This window comes from Bifidobacterium callimiconis (genome assembly GCF_003952005.1).
GTDB lineage: Bacteria > Actinomycetota > Actinomycetes > Actinomycetales > Bifidobacteriaceae > Galliscardovia > Galliscardovia callimiconis.
This window is the reverse complement of the sequence record NZ_QXGJ01000010.1, coordinates 21674-39659: the sequence shown is the minus strand read 5'-3', so window position 1 is coordinate 39659 and position 17986 is coordinate 21674. Positions and strand designations below refer to the sequence as shown.

Annotated in this window: 12 protein-coding genes, 1 tRNA gene and 1 pseudogene; 5 read left to right on the top strand and 9 right to left on the bottom strand. The window is 63.8% G+C overall.

Annotated elements, in window-relative coordinates; translation table 11 throughout:
* Positions 1-87: 87 nt before the first annotated feature.
* On the bottom strand, positions 88-849 hold the full coding sequence (locus D2E23_RS09350) for an NUDIX hydrolase (RefSeq protein WP_276313584.1): 762 nt from the start codon (positions 847-849) through the stop codon (positions 88-90).
* A 76-nt stretch (positions 850-925) separates the two neighbouring features.
* Between D2E23_RS09350 and D2E23_RS09345 the strand changes: the two genes are divergently transcribed.
* Positions 926-2347, top strand: a complete 1422-nt coding sequence (locus tag D2E23_RS09345) for a CCA tRNA nucleotidyltransferase (RefSeq protein ID WP_126030643.1) — start codon at positions 926-928, stop codon at positions 2345-2347.
* 117 nt (positions 2348-2464) lie between these two features.
* On the opposite strand, the gene D2E23_RS09340 is transcribed toward D2E23_RS09345, so the two are convergent.
* The 7 genes and pseudogenes from D2E23_RS09340 to D2E23_RS12045 form a co-directional block, all read right to left on the bottom strand.
* Positions 2465-3100, bottom strand: a complete 636-nt coding sequence (locus D2E23_RS09340; RefSeq protein WP_126030642.1) for a LytR C-terminal domain-containing protein — start codon at positions 3098-3100, stop codon at positions 2465-2467.
* Between the two features lie 152 nt (positions 3101-3252).
* Positions 3253-4263 (bottom strand): 4-(cytidine 5'-diphospho)-2-C-methyl-D-erythritol kinase, encoded by a 1011-nt coding sequence (locus tag D2E23_RS09335; protein WP_126030683.1) that lies wholly within the window; start codon positions 4261-4263, stop codon positions 3253-3255.
* Between the two features lie 17 nt (positions 4264-4280).
* Positions 4281-5240, bottom strand: coding sequence for a 16S rRNA (adenine(1518)-N(6)/adenine(1519)-N(6))-dimethyltransferase RsmA (rsmA, locus tag D2E23_RS09330; protein WP_126030641.1), 960 nt, complete (start codon positions 5238-5240; stop codon positions 4281-4283).
* A 60-nt stretch (positions 5241-5300) separates the two neighbouring features.
* A complete protein-coding gene (locus tag D2E23_RS09325) occupies positions 5301-6956 on the bottom strand; it encodes an aggregation-promoting factor C-terminal-like domain-containing protein (protein WP_126030640.1) in 1656 nt (551 codons plus the stop codon).
* Between the two features lie 969 nt (positions 6957-7925).
* A tRNA-Thr gene (locus D2E23_RS09320) sits at positions 7926-8002 on the bottom strand.
* 107 nt (positions 8003-8109) lie between these two features.
* Positions 8110-9057 (bottom strand): DsbA family protein, encoded by a 948-nt coding sequence (locus D2E23_RS09315; protein ID WP_126030639.1) that lies wholly within the window; start codon positions 9055-9057, stop codon positions 8110-8112.
* A gap of 2730 nt (positions 9058-11787) precedes the next feature.
* A pseudogene (locus D2E23_RS12045) lies at positions 11788-12663 on the bottom strand (serine/threonine-protein kinase); the annotation flags it as partial.
* 436 nt (positions 12664-13099) lie between these two features.
* On the opposite strand from D2E23_RS12045, the gene D2E23_RS09305 reads away from it, so the two are divergent.
* The 4 genes from D2E23_RS09305 to D2E23_RS11850 all read left to right on the top strand — a co-directional run bounded on the left by D2E23_RS09305 (position 13100) and on the right by D2E23_RS11850 (position 17054).
* Positions 13100-14257 (top strand): glycosyltransferase family 2 protein, encoded by a 1158-nt coding sequence (locus D2E23_RS09305; RefSeq protein WP_164520772.1) that lies wholly within the window; start codon positions 13100-13102, stop codon positions 14255-14257.
* A gap of 575 nt (positions 14258-14832) precedes the next feature.
* Positions 14833-15222 carry a VOC family protein gene (locus D2E23_RS09300; protein WP_093960805.1) on the top strand — a complete coding sequence of 130 codons (390 nt, stop codon included), beginning with the start codon at positions 14833-14835 and terminating at the stop codon, positions 15220-15222.
* Between the two features lie 408 nt (positions 15223-15630).
* A complete protein-coding gene (locus D2E23_RS11855; RefSeq protein WP_241227272.1) occupies positions 15631-16335 on the top strand; it encodes an MFS transporter in 705 nt (234 codons plus the stop codon).
* The gene (locus D2E23_RS11850) at positions 16329-17054 is read left to right on the top strand and encodes an MFS transporter (RefSeq protein ID WP_241227271.1); all 726 of its coding nucleotides are present in this window, start codon (positions 16329-16331) and stop codon (positions 17052-17054) included. Before D2E23_RS11855 ends, D2E23_RS11850 begins: the two co-directional genes overlap by 7 nt.
* Before the next feature lie 121 nt (positions 17055-17175).
* Here the strand turns inward: D2E23_RS11850 and D2E23_RS09290 are convergent, their stop codons facing one another.
* Entirely contained in the window at positions 17176-17940 is a 765-nt protein-coding gene (locus D2E23_RS09290; RefSeq protein ID WP_126030637.1) for a carboxymuconolactone decarboxylase family protein, read from the bottom strand.
* Between the last annotated feature and the right edge of the window lie 46 nt (positions 17941-17986).

Below are 17986 nucleotides of genomic sequence, written 5' to 3'. Positions count from 1 at the left end.
CCCGCCGGGCATAGTGCCTCCGCTGCGGCCGGTATGGCCTCCGGTATTCACAAGCAAAACGGCCCTTACTTCTAATGACTTTCAGCGTTACTTCTTAGCGTTGCTCTTATGCTTTCGCGCGTACAGCCACGCAATCCTACGTTCGTTAGGATAGCTCAGGACGTCACTTAAGTCATCAAAACGTACCCAGATGGCGTCTTCCGCTTCGTGATCGGGGTCGCCCTCCACGGTGAGTTCGCCGCTGACGCGTCGCAATGCGTAGTGATGGACGAGCTTGTGCACGCGCTGGGCGGTGCCGGTGAACCAGTAGTCGATCGTGGCGATGGAGGTGATCACCTCGCCGAGGATGCCGGTCTCCTCGTGCACTTCGCGCACGGCGGTCTGCTCGGGCGTCTCGCCCTTTTCGATGTGTCCCTTCGGCAGGCACCATTCCAAATGGCCGGAACGGGAATGACGGGCGATGATCGCCACGCGGTCCTTGTCGTCGAAGATCAGTCCGCCGGCGGAATACTCGCGCACCACGGGCAGCTCACGGGCGTCGAGCGACGCGAACGTGGTGGGCTGGGTCTGCTTTTTCGCCATGATCGCGGGCGTCGGACGCATCGGAATCGGACTGTCGGACACTTCACGCACGTCGATCTGCGCCTCGACGTATTCAACTTGTCCCTCAGGCAGTCGCAATGTGATACTTTGTCCATATTTCGGTGTCTGAGAGCTGTACAGGGGACGCGGTTCGCACGCTTCGAAGTCATCGTCGAGCAGGTCGGAAACCCCATCGTTTTGGGTATGATTGCCCGAAGAACTGGCGGCACGGGCCATCATGCGCGCAACATCCCCGGGAGTAGTCATACCTTCTACAATACGCAAAACAATGTGCAGGTGGGGTAACGGTAAGCTTGATTGCGCACAGCGAAAGGAGCACGGAGTGGGATTCGAGGTATGGCCTGAGGCCATTGAACTGGGTGAGCTGTTCAAGGAACAGGGCTACGAGCTGGCGCTTGTGGGCGGGCCCGTACGCGATCTGCTGCTGCACAGGCCCTCGCACGATCTCGATTTCTGCACCTCCGCGCGCCCTGAGGAATTCGAGCCCATCCTGCGCAAGTGGGGCAACGGATTCTGGGATATGGGCCGCAAGTTCGGCACGCTCGGCGCGATGAAGAAGCGCGCCGACGGCAGCGAGATCGGCGTGGAGGTGACCACCTACCGTTCCGACAAGTACGATCCCGACTCGCGCAAGCCGGAGGTCAACTACGGCGACAGTCTTGAAGGCGATCTGTCCCGCCGTGATTTCACCGTCAACGCGATGGCGTTGCGCGTGCCCGAATGCGAGTTCGTCGACCCGTTCGGCGGTGCCAACGACATCAACAAGAAGATCCTGCGCACGCCCGTCGATCCGCGGCAGTCGTTTGACGACGATCCGCTGCGCATGATGCGCGCCGTGCGATTCGTGGCGCAGCTCGGCTTCCGCATCGAGCCGGAGACCGCCGAGGCGATCACCGACATGGTGGACCGCATCGAGATCGTGTCGGCCGAACGCGTGCGCGACGAACTAACCAAGCTGCTCATGAGCGACGATCCGCACGCCGGCATCGAAGCGCTCGTGGAATCCGGCCTGGCCGACATCGTGCTGCCGGAGATCCCCGCGCTGCAGCTCGAACTCGACGAGCATCATCGCCACAAGGACGTGTTCCAGCACACGCTCATGGTGGTGGACCGCGCGATCGCGCTCGAAACCGGTCCGGACGGCCCCGTGCCCGCGCCCGATCTGACGCTGCGCCTGGCCGCGCTCATGCACGACGTGGGCAAGCCGCGCACCCGCCGATTCGAGGCAGGCGGCAAGGTGAGCTTCCACCATCACGATCTGGTGGGCGCCAAGATGACGCGCAAGCGGCTCAAGGCGCTGCGCTTCGACCATCACATCGTGGAGGACGTGGCCGATCTGGTGGCGCTGCACCTGCGCTTCCACGGCTACATCGACGAGCCGTGGACCGACGCCGCCGTGCGCCGCTACGTGCGCGACGCCGGACACCTGTACCACCGGCTCAACCGGCTCACCCGCGCCGACGCCACCACGCAGAACAAGCGCAAGGCGCGCATGTTCGCCGAGGCCATGGACGACATGGAGGCGCGCGTAATCGAGCTGAAGAAGAAGGAGGACATCGACGCGATCCGTCCCGATCTGGACGGCGACGAGATCATGAAGATCCTCGGACTCACGCCCGGCCGCGAAGTGGGCCGCGCGCGCAAGCACATGCTTGACTACCGACTCGACAACGGCCCCGTGGAACATGACGTGGCCGTCGCCGAGCTCAAGCGCTGGTATGCGGAGGAGGGCGCCGCGGCCTGATCGCCGGCGCTTCCTGCGTTCTCCCTCCTTGGGAGGGGGATGTCACGACATCGTCGTGACAGAGGGAGGGGTCGGAGGGTTCATCTCCCAAAACGCTCCGGAACCCGCACTGTAGGCCTAGTTCACGGCCTCGTGATCCACGGCCTTGGGCAGGTTGCCCATCTGGTCGGCGGCCTTGCAGCCCTCGATCGCGGTCAGATCGGCATCGGTCTTGGTCGCGATCTTGTCCTCGTCCACGAGGTCGGAGAACGTGGAGCCGATCACCACGTCGATGAGCTTGTCCTCGCGGTCGTCCATACGCAGGATCGCGTCATTGAAATGACCGGCGAGTGTGTACGCCTCGTTGATCGTGTTCTTGCCGAAGCGGATCTCCGTGCGCTTGATCGTGGCGGTGCCGGGGTAGTTGGACACGCCCTTGGACACGAAGCCGCGGTTGGTCAGCGACTCGCTCACCGCGTCGGCCAGGCCGGCCTTGTCGGTGCCGTTGAGCACGCGCACGTTGATGGTGCTCGGATTCAGGGCCTTGGCGGTACTGCCCTCGGCCGCGGTGGGGCACGGGGCGGTCACGCCGTAGTTGGGCTGCGCGGCGTTGGTGGTCGTGGCGGTCTTGCCAAGCACGCCGAAGTAGAAGAGGAACGAGACGACCAGAGCGATCGCCAGAGCGCCGATGGCGACGGTGAACACGATCTTCTGGCGGTCGCGTACGAATTGCTGACGTGCCTTGCGTTCGTCGAAGGCTTCCGGAGTCGTCATGACGGTCCTAGCTCCTTGTCTGTCTGTGATTGCATTACACATTAACCCGACTGCCTGACGGTCCTTTGGGGTTGGCGCTGATGCTTACGTTCTCCCTTCGGGGGAGGGGAACACCCGGGGCGTATGGGAACAGACGCGCGGTGAATCCGAAACTAGGAGATGATGGGCGTTACCGGGGCGGTGGTCTCGAAGAGGCGGTCGACGTGACGGCCGTTGATCCAGGCACGGCAGACGGCGGCGGATACGGTCTCATCAGGTACGCAGGCCACCACGGACGGGCCGGAGCCGGAGACGAACGCGGCGGTGGCGCCGGCCTCCAATGCGGCACGGATGGCTTCGCCGGAACGTGGATGCAGGGTGACGGCGGCGTTTTGCAGATCGTTGGCCGTGAACGTGAATCCTGTGCCGCCCGCGTTGTTCACGCCGGCGTCCGTGCTCGTGCCCGCGCCGATCGCGTCGAACATGCGGTAGACGTCAGGCGTGCTCAGCTGCGTGTTGTATGCGCCCACGACCATGCATCCGAGCATGCCGGGCAGAATGTCGGGATGGCCGGCATCCACGGTTTCGATGACCTCGCCGTAGCCCGTGCCGTGCGCAAGTCCGCCGGCAAGACAGAACGGCATGTCCGCGCCGAGTTTCGCGGCGATCGGGCGCAGACGCTCGACCGGCCAGTTCAGACCCCACAGGCGGTTCAGCGCGAGCAGTGTGCCCGCAGCGTCGCTGGAGCCCCCGCCAAGCCCCGCGCCCACGGGAATGCGCTTCTCCAGCGTGATTCCCACGTCGGTGGACTGACCGGCCGCCTCGGCGAGCGCGAACAACGCCATGACGGCGTGATTGCGGCGCATGTCGGCATGATCGAGCGCCAGATCGCCCAGATGGCTGCCGGCGAGTTCGAGACTGAATCCGGTGCCGGGCGCCTTGCGCGTGACGGTGACCGTGTCGTAGATGCCCACGCCGCAGTAGATGGTGTCGAGCCGGTGACGGCCGCCCCATTCGGCGCGGGATTCGCCCACGCGCAGGGTGAGGTTGGTCTTGGCCGGGCATTCCACGCGTACGGAGTTCAACGGTTCCGTGGATTCCGTGGAACCGGATTCGGGCGAGCGCGCGGGAACCACGGCCGGCGTTGGCGTGCCCGCCGATTCGGTGGAATCAACGCTGTTCATGATGCTGGGTGCGGTCATCAGGCCTCCTTGCCGTCCGTATCCGCCTCGATGCGGGCCGCGGCCTCGGCGAGCGCGGCGAACCGATCGATCGTCAGCGTCTCGCCGCGCAGCGTCGGATCGATGCCGGCCAATGCGAACGCCTCCTTGGGCATGATCTTCTTCAATGCGGCGTTGAGCGTCTTACGGCGCTGGGCGAACGCGGCGTCGACCAATGCGAACGTGCGCTCGCGGGCGGCCACGTCGGCGTCGGTGCGGTCGGTGTGTGTGCGCGTGAACTTGACGAGTGCGGAATCCACGTTCGGTGCGGGCCAGAACACGTTGCGGCCGATGATGCCGGCGCGTTCGGACGTGCCGAACCAGTGGAGCTTGGCGGTGGGGGTGCCGTAGATCTTACTGCCGGGCTGCGCGGTGAGGCGGTCGGCCACCTCCTTCTGCACCATCACCACGAAGCTGTCCAGGTTCGGATAGCGTTCGAGCAGGGTGATGATGATCGGCGTGGCCACGTTGTACGGCAGGTTGGCCACGAGCGTGAACGATTCGGCGGCCGCGAGCTGCGGGGTGTCGTCGGGCGTGACCTTGAGCGCGTCCTTGTTGATCACGTTGAACCGTGCGGCGGCGTCCGGCATACGTTCGGCCACGGTGTTGGGGATGCGTTCGGCCAGCGGCGGGTCGATCTCCACGGCGGTCACGTGCGCGCCGGTCTCCAGCAGTGCGAGGGTGAGCGAGCCGAGGCCGGGGCCCACCTCCATCACCTGATCGCCTTCGCCGATCTCGGCGGTGCGGGCGATGCGGCGCACGGTGCCGGGGTCGATCACGAAGTTCTGTCCGAACTTCTTGGTGGGGGTGATGCCGGCTTCGGCGGCGATGCGACGGATGTCGGCCGCGCCGAGCAGTCCGCTGTCGTCGATGTCGGCCTGATGTGCGGCGGATTCGGTGGTGTGCGCATTGCCGGGATTGCCGGCCGTGGTGTTCGTCATATCGCTCTCGTACTACGTGATGTCGGTGTGGTCAGGGTCGGTTGATCGGCTCTGTGCTCTTTAGTACCAGCCGGTCTTCTGCGAGTGCGCCCAGGCGGTGTCGGGGTTGCCGTAGCGACCGGAGATGTAGCTCAGACCCCAGTTGATCTGGATGGCGGCGTCGTCCTTCCAGTTGGCGCCGAACGTGGCCATCTTGCTGCCGGGCAGCGACTGCGGGATGCCGTACGCGCCAGAGGACTTGTTCTCCGCGCTCCAGCTCCAGCCGGACTCCTTGTTCCACAGCTTCACCAGCGAGTCGAAGTTGGTGCCGCCCCAGCCGTACTGCGCCACGGCGCCGCGGGCGTAGGTCTGCGCCGCGGACGGGGAGGCGTGCCACAGACCGCTCGAGCTGCTGCCCGAGTTGGAGGAGCTGCCGGAATTCGACGAGCCGGAGTTGCTCGACGAGCCGGAGTTCGAATTATTGCTCGACGAATTGTTGTTGGAGCTGCCGGAGTTGGAGGAGTTGTTCGATCCGGAGTTCGAGCTGTTCGAGTTGCTGTTGCTCGAATTGTTCGACGAGTTGTTGTTCGTGTTCTGGGTCGGCTTCTGCGTGGGCGTCTCCGCCGGCTTGCTGGTTTCCGACTGGCTCGGGGAGCTCGACGGCTTAGACGATGCCGATTCGCTCGGCTTCGATGAAGATGACGCCGACGAGGACGCCGACGAGCTGGGCTTGCTGCTCGGCTTGGACGAGCTGGAATCGGACGAGTTCTTGTCGGAGCTGTCGGACTTGGAGTCGGTCTTGTTGGAATCCGACTTGTTATCGGACTTGTTGGAATCGTTGGAGTTCGAGTCGCTGCTCGAGTTGTCGCTCGGCGTCTCCTCGGTCTTCTCTGGACCCACGGCCACCACCTGGTTCACGGCCTCCTTGGTGGTCGTCTCCTTGAGCAGTACCGCGGATTCGGCCTGGCCGTCCACGAACGTGGTGTTGTAGGTCTGCGTCTTCTCGCCGTTCTGGCCCTGCTGGCGGACCACGGTCTCGCCGGGCTGCAGCGTATCGTCCACGATCGTCTGCGTGACGAACGGGATCTCCACGGTCTTGGTGGTCTCGCCATGGGTGACGCGCTTGACGCGAAGCACGGTCTGATCGCCGTCCTTTTCCACGCTCACGCGATCCTCCTTGCCGAGCACGATGCCCTTGGAATCAAGGATCGACGCGGCGGGCAGCTTGCCGTTTGGCGCCTCGCTGGACTTGCCGTCGGCCACCACGGTCACCGGACCGTTGGCGTTGATCACGAATCCGCCCGTCAACTGGTTGTACACGTTCTGAATGTTCACCGTGACCTGGCTGGCCGCGTTCTCGTTGTCCTGGAAGAAGCCGAGCAGCTGGTCGGCGCTCGTGGCGATCGTCCAGAACGGCACGTCCTTGCCTTCGATGGTGATCGTCGCCTGATACGCGCTCTGCACCTTCACCACCGCATGGTTGGCCAGCGCGTTGCCGCTCGACGACGTGACGATGTCGTGGGTCTTCACGGCCACGCCCTGCTCCTGCAGCAGACGGTCCACGCTCATCGCGTACGTCTGCACGGTCTCGGTCTTGCCGTTCACCTCAAGCGCAACGGTTTTGTGCGTGCCGACCAGGAAGCTCGCCATGCACGCCACGGTCACCGCTGCGGCGCAAGCCGCCACACGAATACGGCGACGCGCCTGAAAACGTTGCGGAGTCCACCTACGTGCCATCAAATCCTCCTGAAGAACTATAGAAACCAACCCTCATTGTATGGTGCCAACCTTGACAGCCCGTGTTTCGTGGACCGCGGACGCCGAATCCGCACAATTTCGGCGCTGATCGCCGGCCATGGGACCGGATCTGGGCTGGATTTGAACCGACCTCGGACCGGATCCGAACCGACTCTGGGTATATCCGCATCATAAGGACCCCCAATCGGCACGGTTCATGATACGGATATACCCAGATCCGCTTATATGGACCGGTTTGACCCAGAGATATCGACCGGATAGACCCAGATATCAGTCCCGATATACCCAGATCCGGTCCCGATATACCCAGATCCGGTTCCGATATGCCCAGATCGACGGTTCGGTGGTTGGTTGAACACCTCATCCGTCACGCTTCGCGTGCCACCTTCCCCTCGAGGGGAAGGATTATCAGAAAAACCTGCCTTCCCCTTGAGAGGAAGGTGGCAGCCGCAGGCTGACGGATGAGGTGACCGACCAAGATGACGGAAATAACAGGATGGGGAATAGGGGGATCAACGAAGAAAAGGAGAGGGGCCGGCTTAGAAGGGGGATGATTCCGGCCCCTCTCGCGGACGGAGCGGGTTGGGGGATGCTCCGTCCCATGTCTCAGAAGCTGTTTTTGATGGGGGAAGCTCCTGAGTTCTTACTCGCGGTAAGTCTTAAATCCCCGTTCGGTTACAGGCGTTGTAAACCTTCAACGTGTAAACCATATCACTCTTTATGGGGAAACACCTACGGCGTGTTCTCCTTGCGGACAGTAGGGAAGAGAAGGGTTTTCGACGTCCGTTGGGCATGGGGTGAATGTTCGGGTTCACATGTGATTCGCACTTGGATCGCACATGATGATTGCGGTATTGTCTCGTGCAATTCTGACCATGCATGATCGTCTCCGACCATCGGAGAGCGTTGAAGATTGCCGATGAATTATTCATAACGGGGGCATCGGCTTGGAGCCTCCTGTCAGGTTCGAACTGACGACCTGCCGCTTACAAGGCGGCTGCTCTGGCCAACTGAGCTAAGGAGGCGTGTCCGTCACGCGGCGCGCGGCGGACGAAGATTCAGTATAACGAATGAACTGGATTTACCGGTACGTCACGGGCTTCCACGGGCGCCCACTGGCGCTCGCAGACGCTCACGGGTAGAGCGGACCCTTGCTGTCGCCGATCTCCGGAACCACGCCGGACTGTCCCACCTGCGAGGAGTCGAGACCAAGCGCCTTGAGGAACGCGGTGCGCGTATCCACGCTGGAATCCAAGCCCTGACGGTTCCAGTACTTGCCGTTGAACGTGAGCGTCGGCGTGGTCATCTGCCCCTTGAGCGAGCCTTCGGTGTTCCACAGTTCGCTGCGCAGCGGCGTGTACTCGGCCATGGCCTGGACCCAGGTCTTGTACTCGTAGTCCTTGTCGGTGGCCTTGGCCGCCACGTTCTCGCTCACGCCGGCCGCGATCATCTGCTTCTTGATGTCGTTGTCGCTCACCGACTGGTAGTTGCTCTCGCTCGGCTGGAAGTCCTCCGCGTACATCAGGCTGATGAACTTGAGGATGTGATCGACGTTGTCATCGTTCTCCACGAGTTCGATCGTGGCGTTCGCCGTGCGCGTGGAGTATTCGTCGGTGGAGTAGCGGTCCATGAATCCGTTGGGATGGATCTCCAGATTGATCTGACCGGCGTCGACCAGCTCCGCGTAGGTGTCGCCCAGCGCGCGCTCGAAACTGCCGCAGCCCGGGCACATGTAGTCCATATATACGGCCACGGTGGGCACGCCGTCCACGGGCTTGTTCACGCCGTCCTTCGACAGGATGAAACCGCCCTTGTCGGTGGCGTTCGCCGGCTTGGGAGAGGCCTTCTCCACCTTGGCCCATGCGGCGTTGACGTCGTCGGCGTTGGCCGTGGGATGGTTCGACTTCCACACGTTGAATCCGATCACGGCGGCCAGGACCACCACGATGGCCACCACCACCATGCCGATGATGGTCTGGTTGCGGCGGTCGCGTTCCGCCTGTTCCGCGCGTGCCTTGGCGGCTGCCGCTTCGGCGGCCTGACGCGCCTTACGGTTGGTGGGTTTCGTCTTGTTGGCCATGGATCGCCTCGTGCTCCCTTGGTTTTCAATGGTTCCGGCACGATGCTGCCGGCTCGGTATAGCAGCCTCAATATAACAGTGGAGGGTAAATAAACGGTGATGATGCCCACGATCCACGGCTGCCGTATGGAGCGGGCATACGGTTGGGTGCGGGTGCGGCTGCACCTGGCGGTGTTCGGCGAGCGCACCGACCGACGTTCAGTCCAGCAGGATCGGCGCCCAGTCGATGCTGCCGCCGGCGAGCAGCATGGCCACGCCCGCGAGGATCAGCACGAGCCAGATCAGCGTGAGTGTCCAGCCGCGCCGATGCGCCGACTGTTCGAGCCGTTCCTGTTCCTCGGGCGGCAGCGGTCCCGGTCCGTTTGATCCGTTCGGCCCGTTGAACCCGACTGACGATTCCGCCAGACTGGCGTCGATCGACGGCGAAGGTGCGCCCAGATCGCCGCGCAACGTGCCTGCGCCAAGTCGCGCGAACCGTGAATATGGGCCGAGCGCCGCCGTGAACCATGCGGCCGCCATGCACGCCATCAGCGTGAATCCGGACGACGACAGCGCGCTACCGGCCAGCAACGGGAAACGCAACGGCGTACCGAACGCCGTGATCATTCCGGTGGCCGACGGCAGCATCAGCGCCGTGGTGAGGAACGCGGTCAGCGCGATGAACAGGGCCAGCATGAGCAGAGTCGGCACCACGGTCAGCGCCAGACCCTTGATGAGATGCCACGGCATGGCGCCGACGATCAGCGCACTGTCGGTGCCCTTGCGCAGACCGCCGCGTTTGTCCTCACGCTCCAGCTGCGAATTGCGCGACAATCCCATCACCGTGAACGCCCACAGCAGGAACGCCGCCGACATCAGTCCGGCCGCCGGCACGCTCGCCGCGAACAGACACAACGGCACGGCCAGCAGACACATGATCATGCGGCCGCGCGGAATATACCAGTCACGCATGGCGTCGGCATGGCCCTCGCGCGGCTGATACGGCTGCGGTTGCTGCGGCGGATACGGCGGCGCGATGGGCTGGCCATACTGGTCGTATTGCGGCTGACCGTACTGCGGCTGCTGTTCATACGATGCCTGACCGTACTGCTGTGCGTACGGGTCCGGGCCGTACCCCGGCTGCGGGTACGCCTGAGGCCGCTGATTCGGATTCGGTTCTTGCGGCTCCGACGGCGTCTGATATCCCTGACCCTGCGGGCCCTGCGTCGAACGTGCCTGACGCGGCTGTCCGTAGACCAGCGTGGCGTCCATGTCCGCCGACGTGCCGTCGAGGTCACCGACGTCCGGCATGACGGCGGTCTGCGACGCGGTGGGAACGGCGGTTGTGGACGCGGCGATGGGAGGCGCGCTGATCGGCGGTTCCTGCAGCGGTTCGCCGATGGTCGGCGCCTGCACCAGCGTGGTGGTGCCGAGCGCGGGATCGGGGCCGATGATGCGCGTCTGGCCGAGATCCGACGACGCCGTGCGCGGCGCGGGCCGCGGATTCGGTGCTGACGGATTCGACGTCGACTGTACGGTCCGACCGACATTCGGTGCGGACTGCGCGTCGACGGGACGAATGGCCGGCGCGGCGAATGCGCGCGTCTCGTCCGGCCGGTCGGCTGGCTGCCGTGGTTCCCGCGGCTGCGGCACCGATGGTCGCGGCACGGCAGTCTGTGATGCGGACGGCTGCGACGATACTGCCGTGACTGGCTGTGCGCCGGTGCCGGAAACCATATCGCCGGCGTTGGCTCCTCCCGGCGTGATCGGCAGGGAATCAAACAGGTGATCCAGCTCACCGCGCTCGCCGTCCGATTCCGTCGGCTCGTCGCCGAGCGTGCGCAGATCACGCAGGGGATTCGCATTCGTCGGCATGACGTTCGTCGACGTATTGTCGTCGTCCTTCAGCCAGTCAAGCTGGTCATACGAATGCACGGGCGCCGGGTAGCTCGCCGGCATGGTCGTGGTGGCGGCGGTCGGCGGAATCGCGGCGTTTCGTGCCACTCCGGCCGCCGACGCAGTCACGCGCGGAACCTGTGCGAGGGACGCTGCGGCCGCCGCTGAGGGTTTCGGCGCCGCGTGGAACGGATCGTCGGCGTCCACGGGTTGTGCCGAACTAGACTGTGCCGAACTAGGCTGTGCCGGGTCAGGCGTTGCCGGTTCGGTGGCCGTCGGGCCAGTAGGCAGCGGCGGATCGGCCGGCTGAAACGCCGGACTGTCGGATGGCGCACGATCGACCGGCACCACGCGGGTCTGCCCGGCAAGCACGATGGACGGCTTATCGACGTTCCATTCGTCATCGGTACCGAAGCCGTCGTCAAAGCCGTTGTCGAAGTCGTCGGTGCCGTTGAGGCCGTCGGAACCATTGGCATCGTCGGCACCCTCCGCCGGCGCGGCAATCGCGGACGGCGAATTCACGCCGATCACCTGCGTCAGCGCGGCACGGCGTTCGTCGAGCTCCTTCCACAACGAACGCGGATTATCCGAAGAGCTTCTTCCAAAAGGGCGCACCACCCCGGCTTCGCCACCCTCGTTCACATCGCGATTTCCGTCCGACTCCTCTCCGGCCTCTCCGGTCTTGCCGGACTCTTCGGACTGCGGCGCAATCGACGGCGGCAGGGCCGTCGGCATCGCACCGCTGAGCATCGGCTTGCCCGATAGCGGCGACTGCACCAAACCGTCGGCCGCGCTCGCCGCAGGCGACGCCATAGCCGCCACGGAACCGGCTTCCGTTCCCGATTCCACGCCCGTCCACAGTTCCGGGACCATCGCCTCCTGCTCGATGGTCTGCAGCAGTTCCATCGGCGTGCATCGGTCCTCGCGACGCGGACTCAGCGCACTACGGAACGCGGCCGTCGTGCGCGGCGGCAGTCCTGCGAGATTCGCATTGCCGGCCGCGGCGCGCTCCAGCACCGCCATCATCGGCTTGGACCCGAACACTGGCTGCCCGGTGGCGGCGAACGCAAGCACCGCGGCCGTGCTCCACCAGTCGGTCGTCTCGTCGGATTCCGCGCCGTCGATGATCTCCGGGGCGATGAAGCCCGGCGTGCCCATCACCAGACCGGTGCGCGTCACATGACTTTCGCCCTCGCCCATCGCGATGCCGAAGTCCACGAGCACCGGGCCGGTGCGCGACACCATCACGTTCGTCGGCTTGATGTCGCGGTGAATGATGCCCGCCCTGTGCACGGCGGACACCGCGTCGATCAGCTTGCGCGTGAGTCGTTCCAGATCGCCGGCCACATACTTGCCGTTCGCCAGCACGTCCTCACGCAGATTCTTGCCCTCGATGAGCTCGGTGACGATGAACGCCAGCGAATCATCCAACTCCATATCCACGATCTGGCACACGCCGGGGTGGTTCACGCGGCGCAATGCGGCGGCCTCGCGGCGCAGTCGTTCGCGCGCCATGCCTGCCGTGTCCTCGCCGCCCTGCTGAAAGCCCTCGGTGCTGTCGTCGCCGTCGTCGTTCAACGAATCACGCAGGATCTTCATGGCGTAGATGTTGCCGCCATCGTCCTTGACCCGCCACACCGAACCCATGGCACCGCCCCCAAGACGCGAGATGAGGGTGTAGCCCCCCACAAGGTTCCCCGGTGCCAGATTCAGCGCAGTCAAATCACTCATGCGCCCCATTGTGACACCCATGCTCTACGACCGGTTCGATGGTCACGAAACGGTTACAGTTCACCCGCGGAAGCGGTTGCGCACGTGGCGTCGGCTGGGCGCGCAGCCGGTCGCCGGACGGACGTCGTCCGTGTCGGAACCGGCCGTGTTCCTACCCAATCCCGTACCGGCCACTTACACTGATAACGAACCAGAACGTGTGGAGGATGTTATGAGCCGGGATGGTAAAGCGACTGCGATAAATGGCGGCAACGAGGACGCAGACAGCGAGGGGGCGCGCAGGGTCGGGCGGCTGATGGCGGGAACGCCGCGGAAGCTGCAGCTGTCGATGCCGAAGCTGATGGTGCCCGATCTTGGCAGTATGAAGGCCGAGAAGGTGTCGAAGGCCGTCAAGGGCCTGAATCTGCAGGAGCCGGCGCCGCTCGTGTCCGCGAGACTGGGGGAGCGGCCGCTCGTGTCGGTGATCGTGCCCATATATAAGGTGGAACGCTATCTCAATGAGTGCGTGAACGGCATCGTGAATCAGACGTACCGCAATCTGGAGATCATTCTCGTCGACGACGGTTCGCCGGACGCGTGCCCGCGGATGTGCGACGAATGGGCGGCTCGTGACGGTCGTATTCATGTGATCCACAAGTCCAACGGCGGCCTGTCCGACGCGCGCAACGCCGGACTCGCGCAGGCGACGGGCGACTGCATCTATTTCGTGGACTCCGACGATGCGGTGGAGCCGAATCTGGTGGAACGCGCGTTGGAGACCATGCGCGAGTACGAGGCCGATCTGGTCATGTTCAAGTTCGACACGATCTCCGAGAACGGCAAGCCGTTGCTGTCCGACTACAAGCACAACGATTTCGACGAGATCATGGTGCTAACGCCGCAGGAGGCGATCAAAGCGCAGGTGAAGGCGGAGATCGACGGATATTTCTGGTCGTTCATGGCCACGGCGAATATTTACAAGGACCACGACTTCGCATTCCCCGTGGGGCGCAAGATCGAGGATCTGGCGCGCATCTGCAATGTGATCGGCGAGGCGACGCTGATCGTGCGTATCCCCGAAGTGCTGTACCACTATCGTCTGCGCGGCGGTTCGATCATGAGCAGTTGGACGCCGCAGCTGTCGCGTGACTGGTCCAAGGCGGCCGATGATCGCGAGGAGTACATCGTGTCGCGCTATCCGGAGCTGAAGACGTTCATGAAACTGCAGCAGCTGACGTTCTTCGCGAATCTGGATTACGAGACGATTCGACAGTCGATGGGTGCGCGACTCGGCATCGACCCGGAGGAGGCCGATCGTCTGCGTCGGCGCATCGAAGGCCTGGAGCACGACGTCGCCGACGCGGGCGAGGAGGTGCCAGAGTCCACGCGCAAGCTGATCGACATGCTGCGTGCCGTGGTGAAGCCGGGCGCCGCCGCCGAACTGGCCGACGACGTGGCGGACGGGTTCGCCGACAACTTCAAGGAGATGCGCGAGGAGTGGCGCAGGATCAGCGCGAGCTGGCGCGGCTCGATCCGCGAGGCTCGCGAGGCGCATGAGGACGCCCGTGAGGAGGCTCGGATCGCCCGCCAGATCAAGGACACCGCGATCGAGTAGTTGTCGGGCGGTGCCGGCGGGGCGAACGGGTTTGGTCTCTGTCGTGCTGATTTGGTGATTCCCGGCCGATCTGTGCTGGTGTGGGGCTTTTCTTGGTCGAGGATGCCGAATGGCCGGGGTGGGCTGGAAGCTGAGATCGGGGCGGGAATTGAGGCCGAGTCGGATAGGGGCCCTCCCTCGTCGGGCGTGCGCCCGACAGCCCCCCAGGGGGGAGCACGACGGGGATGAGCTGATTCCTCCGTGCTCCCTCCGAGGGAGGGAGCTGGCCGGCGTAGCCGGTCTGAGGGAGGGCTTCATCCTTCGTGTCTCTCACAAACTGCGACCATCATCCATCTCTCCGAAAATCCGTCGCGACACGCCGATAGAGGCGTTGTGCGGTATGGGATTCGACAAATTTTGAAAATTTTTGTTAGATCGATCTAACCCAAGTCGTGCAACGATTGACGAAGACGGGTATGGTTACCGGTCGGTAATGTGCACGCTCTCAAAGGGTTTCCCGAGTTGATTGATTAACTCCCTTAACGTATAGTGAATCCTGCAAACACCAACATGCTTAATGGCAAAGGAGCTATGCAATGAGCATCCGCGACTACGTGACCGGCGTCGGACATGTCGGCATTCCCACCAACGATCTCGAGGGCACCATCGCCTACTACGAGAAGTTGGGCTTCGAGTGCGAAGGCATCTACCCGAACGGTGACGACCGCTGCACCTTCCTGCACCTGAACAACCTCACTCTCGAGGTGTGGACCATGGCCGAGCCGGCCGGCGTCACCGGTGCGATCAACCACTTCGCTCTCGACGTCACCGACATCGACAAGGCGTTCGAGCAGGCCGTGGAACTGGGCCTCAATCTGGTCGAGGGATCCGTCCAGCACATCGATACCTTCCACGAGAACGGCATCCGCTACTTCAACGTGCTCGGCCCGAACCACGAGACCATCGAGTACTGCCAGGTCCTGTAAGACCGACGCGTACCGGCACACATAACACTTCATCGTCGAGCGGAACCGATCACCGATCGACATTCATAACTCAATACGCATAATCGAACATCCATAACTGAATCCCCTTTTCCTTCGTTGGCCTTAGCTTCGGCGGGTTACGGCGAATCCAACGGGCCCGATTGCGGCAGCCGGCACGGCGGTACTGCGGATGCAACATGATCATTCGCGGTACGGCACGCCAAGGAGGTCGTGTCATGTCGTGCAGAAGCGGCGCGGACCCACCCGATCATTTATTCGTGTAACCACCTGTGTTTGTAGGGGCCAAGACCAACGAAGCCGTGCCGGCGGCATATTTCGCCGGCCGGCGGGCGGCTTTTTGCCCCCACAAACGCAAACGGTTGCACACGGTTTCCAGAAGAAGGAATCATGGCAGAAGCAACCGAAACCAAGATCGGCACCGAGGCCGGTCAGGTCGCCGAAAACGGCGGCAAGAAGACCCCGTGGATCGAGTTCTCCAACGGATACCTCGACCGCACCCCCGTACTCCAGTTCGCGATGACCTCCGTACTGTTCGCCATTTGGGCCATCGCATCCAGCCTCAACGACATCCTGATCACGCAGTTCAAGGCCGTGTTCTCGCTGAGCGACCTCGCCACCGCGTTCGTGCAGAGCGCGTTCTACGGCGGCTACTTCCTGATCGCCATCCCGGCCTCGCTGTTCATCAAGAAGACCAGCTACAAGCTGGGCATCATCGCCGGCCTGTCGTTCTTCGCCGTCGGCTGCTTCATCTTCTTCCCGGCGTCCCGACTGGTTACCTACGAGGTGTTCCTGTTCGCCATCTTCGTCGAGGCCATCGGTCTGAGCTTCCTCGAGACCTCCGCCGACACCTACGCCACCCTGATGGGTCCGAAGCGCCTTGGAACCGTGCGACTCAACGTCGCCCAGACCATGAACGCCCTCGGTCTGATCACCGGCATCCTGCTCGGCAAGTACCTCGTGTTCCAGGACTCCAACCTGCACGCCGAGATGGCCAAGATGACCCCCGAGGCCGCCAAGGCCTACGGCGCCGAGCAGAGCTCAGCCGCACGCTGGAGCCGTACAAGTACCTGCTCATCGTGCTCGCCGTGCTGATCATCCTGTTCGCCCTCACCAAGTTCCCGAAGTGCCGTCCGGCCACCAAGGAAGGCGCCGTCGCCAAGGCCACCCTCGGCGAGACCATGAACTACCTGTTCCACAACGGCCGCTTCTGGAAGGGCATCGGCACCCAGTTCATCTACATCGGCGCCCAGACCGGCATCTGGTCCTTCACCATCCGTCTGGCGCTGAACCAGGGCGGCTCCTCCATGACCGACCGCGACGCCGCGAACTTCATGATCATCAGCTACATCGTGTTCTTCGTCGGCCGTCTGCTCGCCAGCTACCTGCTGTCCAAGTTCCGTGAGACCCGCGTGCTCGCCGTCTTCATGATCGTCGGCGCGATCGTGCTGCTCGGCACCGCGTTCCTGCCCGGCATGACCGCCGTGTGGTTCGCCGTGGCCGTGAGCCTGTTCCTCGGACCGGGCTGGCCGACCATCTACTCCCGCACCCTGAAGACCGTCGAGGATCGTCGCCACACCGAAACCGCCGGCGCCATCATCGTGATGGCTCTGGTCGGCGGCGCCGTGCTCCCGACCTTCCAGGGCGCCCTGTCCGACGCCACCACCATGCAGTTCTCCTTCATCCTGCCGGCCATCGAGCTCGCCATCGTGGGCCTGTACTTCCTCAGCGAGTTCAAGCGCGACAAGTACACCCCGGCCCAGCTCAAGGACATGGCCGCCGAGGAGGAGGCCGACTGGGAGAAGGAAGCCTGATCCAAGTAGCATCCTGGCTTCCCTAGCTTCCCCCTAAAAACACGACAATCGCCGCGGACCCCCGATCATTTCGGGAGTCCGCGGCGATCGTCGTATTCGGCCGATCCGACCGTGGTGTCGGTCACGCGGCGCTCTGCGCGGCGTCGTCAACGCATCGCAGCGCGTTGAGCGAACGCGGGTATCCGATGTACGGCAGGCACTGCGACACCACGGAAATCAGGAACGCGCGGTCGTTGCCCAGGCGGATGTTCGCCGCCGCGTGCGCGGTCAGCTGCGGCTCGCATCCACCCTGCGCCGCGATGAAGCAGAACGTGATCATCTCGCGCTGCTTCAGGTCCAGCCCGGTGCGCGTGTAGTAGTCGCCGAAACAGTTGGCCGCCAGCCAGCGGTTGATGTGACGCTTCTCCGCAGGTCCGGACTTGTAGAAGTCCTTCATGCCGTCGCCGAAGATGTCGACCTGCGCCTGCGTGCCCTTCTCGCGACGATCCTCCACGGTGGTGGTGGACTGCGACTCCAGCGGCAGTTTCACGCCGCGTTCGCGCAGGATGTCGTTGAGTGCGGCGAGGAACGGGTAGACGCGGGCGATGCCCAGATACGCCACCGCCTGATACGTGATCTCCTTGGCCTCGACGGGCGTGACGCCGGCGGTGAGCGCGGCCGGCACGATGCCGCGGAACTCGGTGAGGCACTGTGCGCCGAGCAGCGTGGCGAGGATGGCCATGTATCGGGTGCGATCGTCCAGATCGTTCACGCCCGGCTCGTTCGGCACCTCGTCGAAGGCGAAGTTCTCGATGATCTGCGCGAGATCCGGGTCGTCGTCGCGCAGCAGTTCGGTGTTGGGGAAGAAGTGGCGGTGATATTCCTCCGCCGCGGGGGTGATTGCCATGATGATGCTCCTTTGTGTGCGGGACTGTTCCGGTACGCGCGCCGGC

Coding starts and splice junctions, on each gene's coding strand:
- rsmA (WP_126030641.1), bottom strand. CDS start 5,240: ATGACGAACACCACGGCCGGCAATCCCGGCAATGCGCACACCACCGAA.
- D2E23_RS09290 (WP_126030637.1), bottom strand. CDS start 17,940: ATGGCAATCACCCCCGCGGCGGAGGAATATCACCGCCACTTCTTCCCC.
- D2E23_RS09340 (WP_126030642.1), bottom strand. CDS start 3,100: ATGACGACTCCGGAAGCCTTCGACGAACGCAAGGCACGTCAGCAATTC.
- D2E23_RS11855 (WP_241227272.1), top strand. CDS start 15,631: ATGGCAGAAGCAACCGAAACCAAGATCGGCACCGAGGCCGGTCAGGTC.
- D2E23_RS09315 (WP_126030639.1), bottom strand. CDS start 9,057: ATGGCCAACAAGACGAAACCCACCAACCGTAAGGCGCGTCAGGCCGCC.
- D2E23_RS09335 (WP_126030683.1), bottom strand. CDS start 4,263: ATGAACAGCGTTGATTCCACCGAATCGGCGGGCACGCCAACGCCGGCC.
- D2E23_RS09325 (WP_126030640.1), bottom strand. CDS start 6,956: ATGGCACGTAGGTGGACTCCGCAACGTTTTCAGGCGCGTCGCCGTATT.
- D2E23_RS09350 (WP_276313584.1), bottom strand. CDS start 849: ATGACTACTCCCGGGGATGTTGCGCGCATGATGGCCCGTGCCGCCAGT.
- D2E23_RS09300 (WP_093960805.1), top strand. CDS start 14,833: ATGAGCATCCGCGACTACGTGACCGGCGTCGGACATGTCGGCATTCCC.